The following is a 14,676-nucleotide window of genomic DNA, read 5'->3' on the forward strand; positions in this document are numbered from 1 at the left end:
TTTTATTTCGCGGTCTTTTTCACATCAAACATGGTGGCGTCCGTCGCCATGTCATCAACAACCTGCTTCAGCGTCGCAAAGGTCATTGGTGTGTTTTCGTTATTCAGCTCTTTACCTTCGCCTTTACGTACCACCTTCATGACCGGTTTATTAGTGGCCGCATCGATCAGCTCGCCTTCAAAGAAGAGATGCGTATCCATGGTGCGGTGTCCGGTTGCCATCTGCGTCCCGGCAACCACCAGCGCAACAGGCACCACTTCATAGAACTGCAGCCCCTCTTTCTGCGAACTCACCCCGGTAATCGCGCCACGGAAAATCAGGCTGTGTTTACCCGGCGTGGTGACAACTGGCTTACACGTACCAATCGCCGTTTTCATTTTGTTATTGGTGTAATTCAACAACTCATCAAGCGTTTTTTGCCCAATTTGCGTGGTGGGTTTTGGCGTTGGATAATAGGTAATTGGCGTCCAGAGAATGCTGTCGTAATTGGCTTCGTTATACGAAGGATCGACCCAACGCAGCGTTGGTTTTCCCGTCGCCGAGGTCGTTTGCTGTAAGCCTGAATAATCTTTTAAAAAGCCGGAGTATTGTTCCGGAGCGGCGACTTTTGAAGAACAGCCCGCCAACGCCAACAGACCAGTAAGCACTGCAACTTTAAAAAAAGTTTGAGTACGCATGATAGTTTTCCATGTTATCTGCAAGTATGCATTTGAAGTTATAGCAAAAGTCTGGCGGGTTTGTTGTGACAAAAAATGATGCAGGGAGCACAAATTGCAAAAAGATTGCCCGGACGCATGCCGGGCAGTGAAAAATTACTGATTTATATCCACTTGCCAGAACAGATGTTTGCCAAACGGGTCGATTTCATAGCCCTTCACCTCCTTGCGCACCGGTTCGAAAATCGTTGAATGCGCAATCATCACCGCAGGCACCTGGTCATGCATCATCTGCTGAGCCTGTTTATACAGCGCCACCCGTTTATCATGATCGGTTATCGATTTGGCTTCAGCAACGATCTTATCAAACGGCTTATAGCACCATTTCGCCGAATTTGAGCCACCGTTCGCCGAGGTGCAGGTAAACAGCGGACCAAAGAAGTTGTCAGGATCGCCCGTTGCGGTCGTCCAGCCCATCAGCGCAGCCTGATGTTCCCCGCCCTTCACACGCTTAAGGTATTCGCCCCACTCGTAGGTAACGATTTTGGTCTGTACGCCAATTTTCGCCCAGTCCGCCTGAATCATCTCCGCCATGCGTTTCGCATTCGGGTTATAGGGCCGCTGGACCGGCATCGCCCATAAATCGATGCTGACGCCGCTGGCAAAGCCGGCCTCTTTCAGCAGCGCTTTGGCTTTTTCAGGATCGTAGTCGTAATCCTTAAGCTCGCTGTCGGCGCTCCAGACGCCCGGCGGCAGCAGGTTCTTTGCCGCCGTTCCGGTACCGTGGAACACCGCGTCAATAATGGCCGGTTTGTTGATGGCCATCGCCAGCGCCTGACGGACCTTCACGTTATCCAGCGGCGGCTTCTGCGTGTTGAACGCCAGGAAGCCGGTATTCAGCCCGGCTTTGCTCATCAGGTTGATATCTTTATTGGCCTTCATGCGCGGCAGATCGGCCGGGTTCGGGAACGGCATCACCTGACATTCGTTCTTCTCAATTTTGGCAAAACGCACGGAGGCATCCGGGGTGATGCTAAACACCAGCCTGTCCAGCTTCGATTTCCCCTGCCAGTAGTCGGCAAACGCCGTGAACAGGATCCGGGAATCCTTCTGATACTGCGCCAGCTTAAACGGCCCGGTGCCAATGGGCTCCATATCCACCTTCTCCGGCGTGCCCGCTTTCAGCATCGCGTCGGCATACTCCGCCGAAAGGATTGAGGCAAAATACCAGGCCAGATCGGCGACAAACGGCGCTTCCGGGTGCGCCAGGGTAAAGCGCACGGTGTGGTCATCGACTTTATCAATGGCGGTTATCAGGCTGCCGAACTCCAGGCTTTCGAAGTTGGAGTAGCTGCCGTTAGAGACGTTGTGGTAGGGATGATTCACGTCTTTCTGGCGCATAAACGAGAAGATCACGTCGTCGGCGTTAAAGTCGCGGGTCGGCGTGAAGGATTTATTGCTCTGGAACTTCACGCCCTTGCGCAGATGGAAGGTGTAAACCTTGCCGTCGTCGCTCACCTCCCAGCGCTCCGCCAGGCTCGGCACCAGCTCCGTGGTGCCGGGTTTGAAATCGACCAGACGGTTATAGACCGGCACGGCGCTGGCGTCGACGCTGGTTCCCGAGGTGTAAAGCTGAGGGTTAAAGTTTTCCGGCGATCCTTCGGAGCAATACACCAGCGTTTTCGCGGCGACGGCGGAACTGACCGTGAGTGCCGCGAGCGCCAGCGCTATAGTTGTGAGTTTGCTTGTCATCATTTATTCCTGTCTTTTTAATTCGACGGCTAATTAATTCTTTTGCCATTTCATAAATAACATTAAAGTGAAGTGGCAAACACCCGAAAAATAAATAAGGAACAAATCACTATGGGCTCGCCGCTTTCCAGACAATTAACGCACCGTTTTTTCCGCTATCTCGCGATCACCAGCCAGAGCGATCCCAGAGTCAAAACTCTGCCCTCAACGCCGGGCCAGCACGACATGGCGCGCGAGCTGGCGCAGGAGCTGGCACAGCTGGGGTTAGACGATATTGTGATTGATGAATTTGCCACGGTAACGGCGGTAAAAAAAGGCAACGTGCCCGGTGCGGTGCGCATCGGCTTTATTACCCATATTGATACCGTCGACGTGGGACTTTCACCGGATATTCATCCACAAATATTAACGTTTACCGGTGAAGATCTCTGTCTGAATAAAGAGAAAGACATCTGGCTGCGGGTAGAGGAGCACCCTGAAATTCTGGCTTATCCGAACGAGGAGATTATTTTCAGCGACGGAACCAGCGTATTGGGTGCCGATAATAAATCGGCCGTCACGGTGGTCATGACGGTACTGGAAAACCTGACGGCGGAGCATCGGCATGGGGATATCGTCGTGGCGTTTGTGCCTGACGAAGAGATCGGCCTGAACGGTGCAAAAGCGCTCGATCTTAAGCGCTTTGACGTCGACTTCGCCTGGACTATCGACTGCTGCGAGCTGGGGGAAATTGTCTACGAAAACTTTAATGCGGCAGCCGCTGAAATCCGCTTTACCGGCGTGACGGCGCATCCGATGTCCGCGAAAGGCGTGCTGGTGAATCCCCTGCTGATGGCGACTGATTACATCAGCCATTTTGACCGCCAGCAAACGCCCGAGTGCACCGAGGGACGTGAAGGCTATATCTGGTTTAACGGCATTCAGGCCGGACAGAACGAGGCCGTTCTTAAGGCCAATATCCGCGACTTTGACAAGGAGCGCTTTGCCGCGCGCAAGCAGCAGATTGCCGACGTGGCCGCGCTGATTGCCGCCCAATATCCGACGGCCAAAGTGGACTATCGCATTGAAGATACCTACAGCAATATCAGCAATGCGATTGGCGAAGACCGACGCGCCATCGATCTGATGTTCGAGGCGATGGAATCGCTCGGCATCACGCCGAAACCGACGCCGATGCGCGGCGGCACCGACGGCGCGGCGCTCTCGGCTAAAGGGCTACTCACCCCGAACTTCTTCACCGGGGCGCATAACTTCCACTCGAAGTTTGAATTCCTGCCGCTGTCGTCGTTTGAGGCGTCTTATAAGACAGCCCTGCAGATCTGCCTGCTGGCCGCCCGTTAAGCGGGCTTTCGTGCCAGCATCGTGGCAAAGCGCAGCTTAATGCGGTTGCCGTGTTCATCGGTGCGGTGCAGTTCGCCAACGTCTTCGTTGTATTTGAGCAACTGCCAGCCTTCATAGTAGTTGCTCAGCTCACCGCTCCTGAACGCAAACGGGAAGCCGACCGTGCAGGGGTAGTCTGCCGTATCCATGGCGGCAACGATCAGATTGTAACCGCCCGGCGTCGTGCAGCGCTGCATATTGGCGATAAGGCCCGGGATGGTTTTTGCCTCCAGGAACATCAGCACCACGGTAGAGAGAATAAAATCGTACTGGCCGTCAAAGTTCAGGTTGTTCAGATCCTTAATCGCGGTATGCAGATTAGCGATCCCTTCTTCCGCCTTGATGCGCTCGATATTGTCGATGCTCATCGGGTTCTTGTCCCACGCGGTGACATCGTAGCCGTTGGCTGCAAGATAAAGGCTGTTACGGCCGTTGCCGCAGCCCAGATCCAGCGTTTTACCGGGCTTCACGATCTCCGCGCTGTACAGCACTTCTGAATGGGTACGCGTTAAGCCATATTTCTCAGTGAAGTAATTCTCATCGACGGTCATTATTTTTCCTGCGTTCGCATAAAGTGAAAGTGTATTTTACATGCCATTTTAAGGCGTTTACCGTCTGGTTGCCAAGCCGCTCGAAATGCGAAAACTTTGCTACGTTTAGTGAAGACGCTTATCAGAGACATGAAGATGAACAAATATCGCCTTAGCGACGAGACACGCCTCTGGCAATGGAAAAACGGCGAAACCACCCACGCCACGACGCTGCGGCAGATTATCGCCACGGCGGACTTTAACGACGTGACGGTCGGCACGAAAGGCGGCTGGATTGACGATGAGCGCGCCCTCGCACAGGACGGCGACTGCTGGATCTACGATGAAAACAGCGTGGTGTTCGCCGGGGCAACCGTATCCGGCAACGCGCGTCTTACCCTTCCATGCATCATTAGCCATGACGCGCATATCGGCGGCAGCTGCTGGCTGGACGGCGCGGAGGTCAGCCACGGGGCGCGAATAAGTGACAACGTCACCATACAGCAATCCTGCGTACGGGGCGAGTGCCATATCTACGGCGACGCGCGCGTGCTGCATCACAGCGTGGTCATTGCCGCCAAAGGGCTGACGCCGGACCATGAACAGATTCTGCAAATCTACGATAAGGCGACGGTGAGCCAGTCGCGCATTGTGCACCAGGCGCAAATCTACGGCGAGGCGATGGTTAATTTTGCCTTCGTGGAACACCGGGCCGAAGTCTTCGACAACGCGATCCTGGAGGGTAACGAACTCAACAACGTCTGGGTGTGCGACTGCGCGAAAGTCTACGGCAACGCCCGCGTGATAGCCGGTTTCGACGACGATGCCATCCCGACGGTGCGCTACAGCTCGCAGATTGCGGAGAATGCCGTGGTTGAAGGCAACTGCGTCATCAAGCATCACGTCCTGATTGGCGGTCAGGCATGGCTGCGCGGCGGGCCGATCATGCTGGATGATAAAGTGGTGATCCAGGGGCGCGCGCGAATCAGCGGGGATGTGCTTATCGAGCATCGGGTTGAAATCACCGACGATGCGGTCATAGAAGCGTTTGCTGGCGAGAGCATTCATCTGCGCGGCGAAAAAGTGATAAACGGCGACCAGCGCATCACCCGCACGCCGCTGCTGGGTGCGTTATAGGGTATAAATCCTGCCGTAGATATTTACGTCGTCAAAGCGGCCATTCAGGTATTCCGCTTCCCGCAGGCACCCTTCCAGCGTAAAACCGTTGCGCACGGCAACGCTGTTGCTGTGCTGATTCGCCACCCGACACTTGATCACAAAACGGCGGATCTCACCGCGTTCAGCGTAGTAGCGCATAAACGCCTGCAGTGACTGAGAGAGAATGCCCTGCCCCTGGTGGGCTTCATCCAGCCAGTAGCCGATGTAGCCGGCTTTGTTGGTCGGTTCAATGGTGTTGAACGACAGGACGCCAACTAACGCATCATCCTTGAAAATCAGAAACATTTTAGCGTAGCCGCGCTGATGCAGCATCTGGTTGCTCTGCACGTTACGGCGGGTATCCTCTTCGCTGCCCACGTGCTGCGCCCAGTCAAAGGCTGTTTGCAGAAAGGCTCTGTTTTTAACAACGAGATTGTGCAGGTCGACGGTGTAGCGCTCTTCGACGGCGCGAAGTTCGATATCCTGGGTGACGGGGATGATTTCTGAAGACATGGTGCCTCTCAATTGCCGGGTGGCGCTAGCGCTTACCCGGCCTACGTTTCGAAACTGTAGGCCGGGTAAGGCGAAGCCGCCACCCGGCACAATCCCACAAGGGTTAACGCATTACCCTGTCGTCAACGTACTGACGTTTATCCGGCGCCGGCGGGAAATACTGGTACAGCCAGGTTTCACTGATGGCGTCGCCCTGACAGCGCAGGAACAGGCGCATATCCACCGGCTCCGTCGAATCCGACGTCGGGTACCAGTCAAACAGAATGCGATAGCCGTCAAACGGCTCAACGTAGAGGATCTCTACCTGCTTCGCTTCACCGCTGGAGAGCGTAATCACCGGCTCGATGCCTTTTGGCGCAGCGGCCTTCAGGTCGCCACCGACGAAGTCAATCGCAAAGCGACGGGCCCACACTTTCGGGTAGTTTTCCCCTGGAGCCCAGCCTTCCGGGAAGCCGCCCATGCCGGTGCGGGTCGCATAAACGTTCGCCAGCGGGGAGCGCACCGGCGGCATCGCGCTCCAGTAGAGACGATATTTGAAGTCCAGCTCGTCGCCCGCTTTTACCGCTTTTTCCGGCTGCCAGAAGCAGACCACGTTATCCAGCGTTTCACCGGTGGTCGGGATCTCCATCAGGCCAACCGCGCCTTTACCCCAGTCGTTGCGCGGTTCCACCCACAGGCTTGGGCGCTTGTTGTACCACCCCATCACGTCCTGATAGTGCGAGAAATCGCGATCGAGCTGCAGCAGCCCGAACCCTTTCGGGTTTTTATCCATATAGGCATTGAACTGCAGCTTCTGCGGGTTGTTCAGCGGACGACAAATCCACTCCCCGTTGCCGCGCCACATCGCCAGGCGGTCGGAGTCGTGAATTTGCGGGTGAATGGTGTCGCACATGCGGCGTTCGTTATTGCCGCAGCTGAACATGCTGGTCATCGGCGCAATGCCGAGCTGCTTGATGTCCTTACGCGCATAGAGGTGGTTTTCCACCTCCATGATCACCTGGCTCTTCTCGCAGTGGATCACGAACTTATAGGCGCCGGTGATGCTCGGGCTATCCAGCAGCGTATAGACGGTAAAGGTGGTGTCGCCGGGCTTGACGGTTTCAAACCAGAAGGCGGTAAAGTCCGGGAACTCTTCCGGCGTGTCGGTAAAGGTGTCTACCGCCAGACCGCGGGCGGAAAGGCCGTACTGGTAGGTGTCGTCCACCGCGCGGAAATAGCTGGCCCCCAGGAAAGAGACGATATCGCGACGCGCCAGCTCCGGCGCCTTAAACGCGCGGAAGCCCGCAAAGCCGAGATCGCTTTGCCCTTCCAGCTGTTTGGTATCCACCCCCGTTTCACCGTAGCTGAACAGCTCAGGGCGGAAGTGGATCTCGCGCGCCATAGAGGTCGACTGGTCCAGCGAGAACATCCGCACGCGGCGGCGGAATCCCATTCCCATATGGAAGAACTGCACGTCCAGCTGACGTCCTTCAATGTTGTTCCACAGAGACTGCTTTTCGTCGTAGCGAATGGCGTTGTACGCCTGCGGCGTCATGGTTGCCAGCGTCTCCGGCAGCGGACGCGGCGCGCCACCCCACGGGGTTTTCGCCAGGTCATGCGCCATGGATTGCAGTACGGAGAAGTCAAAACGACGGCTCTGGCCGTCAGCAATGTCAGAGTCGGCAGCGTATGCCGCTTTGGAAAACAGGGAAGCAAGGCCGGATGTGCCGCTCAGGGCTGCCACTGCCAGCGAGCCTTTTAGAAAACGTCTGCGATTCATGCCTGGAAAAACGTCCTTATGGTCGTGTGAATGTGTTCCGCGCTCGGCGAAATGACGGCAAGAAAGAACGCACAGCCTAAACAAAAATGGTTAAGAATCCAATTGTTGGCCGGTGATTATATGAACAAAGTGAGAAATATTTTCTGTCGACCAGAACGGCCCGAAAGTGTTGTAAAGAAAGCCTGGAAAATGTGTATAAAAATGCCCCGTCAGGACATCAGCTGACGGGGCCAATGAGGCGGTTATTTTACGCTGACATCGATACCCGGGAAGTACTTATCAGCGAGTTTGGCGATCGTGCCGTCGGCACGTACCTTATCAATTGCGGCATCAAGCTGCTTTTTGGTGGCCTCGTCACCTTTGCGCAACCCAAAACCGATCCCACTGCCGAGGATGGTGTCGTCAGACACCGGTTTGCCGATGAAGCCAAACCCTTTTCCCTGCGGCTTGCTGAGGAAACCTGCCTGCCCGGCCGCGGACATGACCAGCGAGGCGTCGATACGGCCATTCAGCAGATCGCCCCAGGCCATATTCTGATCTTTATACGACACCACGGTGACACCCTGCTTTTCCCAGTGCTCTTTGGCATAGGTTTCCTGAATGGAGCCCTGCAGCACGCCGATGGTTTTCCCCTTCAGCCCTTCTGGGGTTGCCTCAACCGCCGTGCCGGCCTTGCCGACCAGCTGCGACGGAATACGGTAGATCGGCTGGGTAAAATCAATGCTCTTGCGGCGCTGCTCGGTGATATTCATCGCCGAGTTGATGGCGTCGAATTTCTTCGCCACCAGCCCCGGGATCAGCGCATCAAACGAGGTTTCCACCCAGCTGCACTTCAGCGCTGCCGCTTTGCAGATGGCATTCCCCAGCTCAACGTCAAACCCTTCCAGTTCGCCTGCCGCATTGCGGCTTTCAAACGGCGGATATTCGGCTTCCAGACCGTAACGCAGCTCGGACGCTGCGAAGGAGGAAAAGGTACACAGCAATCCCATGCCGACAACTAGCGCGCGTAATTTCATCTCAAACTCCTTAGCGTGGTTTAACCCGACACAGGGCCTGGGCACCTGCCCGTAACGTCGCCTCATCTTTCGCAAAAGAGAGACGAATCAATTTATTATCCGTACCGTCCGCATAAAACGCCGACAGCGGAATGGTGGCAACACCGTACTCAACGATCAGCCGTTTCACCAGCTCGCTGTCGCGCTCGTCGCTGAACTGGCTGTAGTCCGCCAGCATGAAGAACGAGCCGGCGCTTGGCAGCAGCGTAAACGGAGAATCGGCCAGCAGACTGTGCAGCAGATCGCGCTTGCGCTGGTAAAACGCCGACAGCGACAGCCAGGTTTGCGGGTCAACCATATGTTCAGCAAACGCGTGCTGCATTGGCGTATCGGCAGAGAACATTAAAAATTGATGGACTTTACAAATCTCGTCCATCAGTACCGCCGGTGCAACACAGTAACCCACGCGCCAGCCGGTGACGTGATAGGTTTTTCCGAAAGAAGAAATAATCACGCTACGCTCCGCCAGCTGCGGGTGCGTAGCCATCCCGTGGTGCGGCTCACCGTCAAACACCACGTGTTCGTACACTTCGTCAGACAAAATAATGATGTCAGTATTGCGGGTCAGTGCCGCCAGCTGCTGCAGATCGTCGGCGGAGAAGACCTGACCGCTCGGGTTGTGCGGCGTATTGATGATGATCATGCGCGTGCGCGGGGTGATCGCGGCGCGAACCTCGTCCCAGTTCACGGCAAAATCCGGCACGGTGAGCCTGATGGCAACCGGCGTTGCCCCCTGCAGGCGGACAATCGGCGCGTAGCTGTCAAAGGAGGGCTCAAAGTAGATCACCTCATCACCCGGGTGCACCAGCCCGCTGATTGCCGAGTAGAGCCCTTCGCTGGCGCTGGCGGTCACCAGCACCTCGCGGCCCGGGTCATACTGCGTGCCGTAAAGCGTGGCAATTTTATCGGCAATGCGCTCTTTGAGCGTCGGCAGGCCGGTCATCGACGCGTACTGGTTATGCCCTGCCTCCATCGCGCGGGTGACGCCCGCAACAAGCTTCGGGTCGCAGGAAAAATTCGGTGCGCCCTGAGAAAGGTTTATCGCGTTATGCTGCGCCGAGAGCTGGCCGATAACGGTAAAGATCGTGGTGCCCACATCGGGCAGTTTGGAGCGCGTTTGCACAGGCGTTTGTAAAGTCATCCTCTTTCCCTTCTCATGGACATTGCATAACTATTCAAACAACATCTCTGTTGTCGGGACAATCGAATTGTTGTCATAATAGCCATGAGAAAAATGCATAGCTGAGGTATTTTCATGTCGCGCCGTTCGCTCCCGCTCAATGCCATCGACGCATTTTTAGTCACCGCGCGTCATCTGAATCTGACCCATGCTGCCGCAGAGCTTTGTCTGACGCAGGGGGCCGTGAGCCGCAAGATAGCCTCCCTCGAGGCCTGGTTTGGCTTTCCGCTTTTTGAACGCCACGCGCGCGGCCTGCGCCTCTCTTCACAGGGCTGCGCCCTGCTCCCGGAACTGCAGTCTGCGTTCGAACACTTGCTGACCGTGGCCGACCAGGCCCGCAGCCAGCAAACCGTGATCCGGCTCAAGGCGCCCACCTGTGCCATGCGCTGGCTGGTGCCGCGCCTGCTGGAGGTGGAGCGTGAGCAGCCGGATCTGCAGATCGCCCTGACCACCACCACCGATCATAACGTCAATTTCAAAACCGAATCTTACGACGCGGCCATCGTGTTCGGCACGCACATGAGCGCAGGCGACCTGCTGTTCGAAGAGGCGCTCACCCCGGTGATAAGCCCGGTGCGGGCGGGTGCAGCGCTGGGATCGCTGACGTTCCTGCATCCGACAAGGGATAAAACAGACTGGTCGCTGTGGCTGACGAAACAGGAAGGTCCGGGCTTTGCCATGCACAAAAATCAACACTTCGACACGATGGATCTCGCCATCACGGCCGCCATTCAGGGGCTGGGCGTCGCCATTGCCGACGAAACGCTGGTGGCCGAAGATGTCCGCGCGGGAAGACTGATGCGGCCTTATGAAACCAGCATAAAAACCGGCGCGAGCTACCGGCTGGTGCTGCGCGAAACGCCAGGGGAGGAAAATGGGCTGGCGGCGTTTCGCGCCTGTTTGCTTAATCGAGGCTGACGTGGTGCTTCATCACCCGTTTGAAGAGGCTCATCCGGGCGCGCATAAAGCGGTTTTCAAGCCTGAAACCTGCATGTTTATTCACGCCAATGCGTAGTAAAACGTCCCGCCCTTTACGGCATGCGGGCCAGTGCGTCGGCCCGGGCAGGATCTCACGAGGTCCTGCGTCTCGCGCAAAGCTCACCCAGTAATCGGCCACCTGAGCAGCAAACTGCACATCCCGTTCGTTGACATACTGGCGTGAAGGCTCCACCTGGCCGAGGGTATCAAAGACGTAAGGCACTTCATTGCCGTGCCACGCGCCGTTGATATAGGTGGTATGTTCCGCTTCCGCGACATAGTCAAACCAGTAACGCCAGCACAATCCGCCGACGCGCTGCTGCGCCTGCATCACGACGTAGCCCATCGTGGTGAACGCCATGTCGCGGCACACCTGCCTGCCCAGCTCCTCATCGCCTTTGACGCCCGGATAGAGCAGCTTAATCAGCCCCAGCCCGAAGCGGCGCTCCCGGCGAAGCTTCTGGATTTGCCCGGCGAGATCGATGCCAAACACCGCCATCACGCTGGCCTCATCGCTGTTCGAGCCGATCAATACCGGCACGGGGTGCTGGCGAGCGGCGAAAAAGACGTCCAGCATCGCTTCAGGCAGAACGCAATCCCCGACGATGGGGGCCGGAGCAATGTTCAGCGGCGCGGTGAGCGGCCAGAACGCTTCTGGCGGAATGGCGCGCAGTTGTTCGGCTGTCGCCTTTTCCAGGCCAAAATGGGCGGCCAGCGCCTCCCCTTTTTGCAACGCCTGCTCTCGCGGCGTGTCCGGCAAGGTGTACCCGCTTTGCACAATCGCCTTATGGAACAATCCTTCTGCAAGCGGAGAGGCCAGCAGAGAGAGCACGCTGCGCGCGCCCGCGGATTCGCCAAACAGGGTCACGTTAGCGGGGTCGCCACCAAATGCGGCGATATTGTCCCTTACCCATTCGAGGGCGGCGATCTGATCCAGCAGGGCAAAATTATGCACCACGCGATCTTCTTCGCCTTCCAGCGCGGGATGGGCAAAAAAGCCAAGATGACCGAGACGGTAGTTGATCGTCACCACAACCACGCCGCGCGTGGCCAGCGCTTTGCCGTTATAGGGCGGTAATCCACCCGCACCGATGGTAAAGCCGCCGCCGTGCAGCCAGACCATAACCGGAAGCGGCCCGGCGCGCTCTGTGGGAGACCAGACGTTCAGATAGAGGCAGTCTTCCGAGAACTGACCGGGATCGCCCCCGCCCAGCTCCTGGCAATATTCGCTGCTTTGCCAGCTGGAGGCCGAAAAAGCGGTAGCCTCGCGAACGCCATCCCACGGCTCAGGATGCCGCGGGGAGCGCCAGCGCCACTCGCCAACGGGCGGTGCGGCATAAGGAATACCGCACCAGACGTGGACATTTTCATCGGTTAAACCAGAGAGTGCGCCCTGGCGCGTTTCAACCACAGGGGCGGAAGGATTTTGCATAACGACCTTATTTTTTCCATCACACCCCAGCAGAGTAACGCTTTCAGAGCAAACCGCAACGCTGTTTGCTGCGCGTTTCAGCCTCCTCATAGAGGGTAAATTCGTCATACACCGGGCAGCCGAGGGCCGCTTCAAACGCATCGCGGCTGGCGTTACCGTGGCTGCGGGCCTGGGTTTCATTCCCGAGATTGGACTGGAAAATCCCCGCGGCGCTGACCGGGAGGAAATCTTCGTAGGTGATCGGCTGTGCGACGACCCATCCGCGCTCGATCAGCGGCTGCGGATCGTCGCCCGGCCGGAACGCATGCCGATGCGCTTCACCCGCTGGCGTCAGACGATAGCGGAAATACGCCAGCTCCTGACGGCGCATTAACAGTTCACTGTCAGGGAAGGCGCTAAAGATCTCCTGCAGATGCAGCTGGTGCGTCAGGTTATCTTTGCCGGTACCGGCCTGGGCAAGGAGGCTATCGTACAGTTCCCGGCCTTTCGGGGTCAGCGCCACGCCGCGCTGCTCAATCTCACCGAAGCGCGCGGTGTGGGTGCCTTTGTGTTCACCGGCAAACAGCACCGGCTCTTCCAGCGCCTTGAAACTGGTTTGACGCAGCAGGACGGGCACCTCGCGACGCGGCGGCCCTTCAATCAAAATTTTCGGCTCAATACCGTACTTCGGCATCAGCTCCTGCACCCGGTCAATGTCCAGCGTGCGCGGCGTCAGGTGGTTAATGTGGCAACCCGGGAAGCAGACCACATCGGCGATCAGCCGGTGCTCGTTATGCAGCGCGAGATAGGTCTCCTGATCGACCGTCGCATGGCGGTGCCAGCGGAAGGTTTCCAGCGCTTCCTGCACAAACTCCTGCGCCTGCTCGACGGTAAACTGCCCTTCAGATTCATACAGTTCGAGCAGCGCCAGACAGCGCGGGGTGAAGATGTTTCGGTGAGACAGAATTTCCGCCGCACGTTCGCGCAGCGCGACGTTTTCAATCAGCTCAAGGCGCAGCAGCGAAGTAAAGATGCGGAACGGATTACGGCACAGCGCCGCATCATCAATCGGCCGAAATGCCGTTGAGTGGACCGGCACCCCCGCCTGGGAGAGATCGTAATAGCTGACCGGGTACATCCCCATAATGGCAAACATACGGCGCAGGGTTGAAAGTTCCTGCGCACTGCCGACGCGGATGGCCCCGTGACGCTCGACGTTCAGACGCGCAAGCTCATCGGCGTTTGCCAGTTGTTCATGTAATAGTGGATCATTTTCCAGCACCGCCAGGTTTACGTCCGCTACCAGTTCAAGCAAGGTGCCGTACTGCGGAACTTCCTGCTGGTACATCGCCGACATAGCCTGCGAAAAGTGTTCCCGAATGTCATCAGCCGTGATGGTGTTCGCCATGATGTCATGCCTCCAGTGAATATTACCTGGAGTGTAGAGAAACCCGTTCCTTCCGGGGGGAAAGATTTCTGATTTGTGATCTTAAGACGACAGTGGTCAAACCGTGTGCGACTGGCCTCTGAACAAGCCTTAACGAAACCGCCCTTTCGCGCCTGTCGCTTTTTATCCAGGATTTTCCTTATAATTATTTATGGTTTCGCTTTCTAGCCATAAAGGAGTACTTTTTATTTTCCCCTGACTGCAAATCAACCAATTTGAGTGCGTCATTATTTTTATCCTCAGCTTTCAAATTTTTAGCTCAAAGTTAGGATTAATCTGAACAGTTGTTTACAAGTCCTTCCTGTCTATCCATATTTCCAACGCAAGCGAAGCGCAAATTTACAAATATTTAAAAATAACGCAACCGCAAATAGCAAAAACGCATTTGACGGATCGCACACAGCGACTAGAGTTATTACTCGAACGACGAGTGATACGGAATATTTTCGTATCGTACTGACATAACCAATATATGACTATGAGGTTTAATATGGCAGAGCATCGTGGTGGTTCCGGTAATTTCGCTGAAGACCGTGAAAAAGCATCAGAAGCTGGACGTAAAGGTGGCCAGCACAGCGGTGGTAATTTTAAAAACGATCCGCAACGCGCATCTGAAGCGGGTAAGAAAGGGGGACAGAACAGTCACGGCGGAGGCCGTAAATCTGATAACTCCTGATCTTATTTAGTACTCTTTTAATAAAACCAGAGAGCATGCTGCGGGCTGAAAAGCTCGCAGTACCCTTTCTTTATTTTACCGGAGCGTAGGTAATGGTGCCAACTTACTGATTTAGTGTATGATGGTGTTTTTGAGGTGCGCCAGTGGCTTCTGTTTCTATCAGCTGTCCCTCCTGTTCAGC

The 14,676-nt window shown here is 56.2% G+C and carries 13 protein-coding genes; 4 read left to right on the plus strand and 9 right to left on the minus strand.

Annotated elements, in window-relative coordinates; all coding sequences use genetic code 11:
- Positions 1-2: 2 nt before the first annotated feature.
- Both ACOTXF_RS18560 and ACOTXF_RS18565 read right to left on the minus strand, forming a co-directional pair.
- Positions 3-677, minus strand: a complete 675-nt coding sequence (locus ACOTXF_RS18560) for a DUF3313 domain-containing protein (protein WP_316937185.1) — start codon at positions 675-677, stop codon at positions 3-5.
- A gap of 135 nt (positions 678-812) precedes the next feature.
- Entirely contained in the window at positions 813-2,408 is a 1,596-nt protein-coding gene (locus ACOTXF_RS18565; RefSeq protein WP_232927110.1) for an ABC transporter substrate-binding protein, read from the minus strand.
- Between the two features lie 111 nt (positions 2,409-2,519).
- On the opposite strand from ACOTXF_RS18565, the gene pepT reads away from it, so the two are divergent.
- Complete coding sequence (gene pepT, locus ACOTXF_RS18570; protein ID WP_232927107.1) at positions 2,520-3,749, plus strand: peptidase T; 1,230 nt, start codon at positions 2,520-2,522, stop codon at positions 3,747-3,749.
- Here pepT and tehB read toward each other — a convergent pair.
- Entirely contained in the window at positions 3,746-4,339 is a 594-nt protein-coding gene (tehB, locus tag ACOTXF_RS18575) for a tellurite resistance methyltransferase TehB (protein WP_048962926.1), read from the minus strand. The genes pepT and tehB overlap by 4 nt on opposite strands.
- Positions 4,340-4,474: 135 nt before the next feature.
- On the opposite strand from tehB, the gene ydcK reads away from it, so the two are divergent.
- Complete coding sequence (gene ydcK, locus ACOTXF_RS18580) at positions 4,475-5,455, plus strand: YdcK family protein (RefSeq protein ID WP_048962925.1); 981 nt, start codon at positions 4,475-4,477, stop codon at positions 5,453-5,455.
- Here ydcK and rimL read toward each other — a convergent pair.
- The 4 genes from rimL to ACOTXF_RS18600 form a co-directional block, all read right to left on the minus strand.
- Positions 5,450-5,989 (minus strand): 50S ribosomal protein L7/L12-serine acetyltransferase, encoded by a 540-nt coding sequence (gene rimL, locus ACOTXF_RS18585; RefSeq protein ID WP_045353993.1) that lies wholly within the window; start codon positions 5,987-5,989, stop codon positions 5,450-5,452. The two genes, ydcK and rimL, sit on opposite strands and share 6 nt — an antisense overlap.
- A 103-nt stretch (positions 5,990-6,092) precedes the next feature.
- Positions 6,093-7,748, minus strand: a complete 1,656-nt coding sequence (locus tag ACOTXF_RS18590) for a glucan biosynthesis protein D (protein ID WP_021242530.1) — start codon at positions 7,746-7,748, stop codon at positions 6,093-6,095.
- A 242-nt stretch (positions 7,749-7,990) separates the two neighbouring features.
- Entirely contained in the window at positions 7,991-8,764 is a 774-nt protein-coding gene (locus tag ACOTXF_RS18595) for a transporter substrate-binding domain-containing protein (RefSeq protein ID WP_021242531.1), read from the minus strand.
- A gap of 10 nt (positions 8,765-8,774) precedes the next feature.
- Positions 8,775-9,944 carry a pyridoxal phosphate-dependent aminotransferase gene (locus tag ACOTXF_RS18600; protein ID WP_047747167.1) on the minus strand — a complete coding sequence of 390 codons (1,170 nt, stop codon included), beginning with the start codon at positions 9,942-9,944 and terminating at the stop codon, positions 8,775-8,777.
- Positions 9,945-10,058: 114 nt separating this feature from the next.
- Here ACOTXF_RS18600 and ACOTXF_RS18605 point away from each other — a divergent pair, with 114 nt between their 5' ends.
- Positions 10,059-10,901 (plus strand): LysR family transcriptional regulator, encoded by an 843-nt coding sequence (locus ACOTXF_RS18605; RefSeq protein WP_008502268.1) that lies wholly within the window; start codon positions 10,059-10,061, stop codon positions 10,899-10,901.
- On the opposite strand, the gene ACOTXF_RS18610 is transcribed toward ACOTXF_RS18605, so the two are convergent.
- Positions 10,888-12,393, minus strand: coding sequence for a carboxylesterase/lipase family protein (locus tag ACOTXF_RS18610; RefSeq protein WP_126325335.1), 1,506 nt, complete (start codon positions 12,391-12,393; stop codon positions 10,888-10,890). The two genes, ACOTXF_RS18605 and ACOTXF_RS18610, sit on opposite strands and share 14 nt — an antisense overlap.
- Positions 12,394-12,436: 43 nt before the next feature.
- Positions 12,437-13,780, minus strand: a complete 1,344-nt coding sequence (gene hglS, locus ACOTXF_RS18615) for a 2-oxoadipate dioxygenase/decarboxylase HglS (RefSeq protein ID WP_047747171.1) — start codon at positions 13,778-13,780, stop codon at positions 12,437-12,439.
- 529 nt (positions 13,781-14,309) lie between these two features.
- Here hglS and ACOTXF_RS18620 point away from each other — a divergent pair.
- Entirely contained in the window at positions 14,310-14,495 is a 186-nt protein-coding gene (locus tag ACOTXF_RS18620) for a general stress protein (protein WP_004150795.1), read from the plus strand.
- Positions 14,496-14,676: the final 181 nt, after the last annotated feature.

Source organism: Enterobacter cloacae complex sp. IR53041, from assembly GCF_049238285.1.
Classification (GTDB): Bacteria; Pseudomonadota; Gammaproteobacteria; order Enterobacterales; family Enterobacteriaceae; genus Enterobacter; species Enterobacter roggenkampii.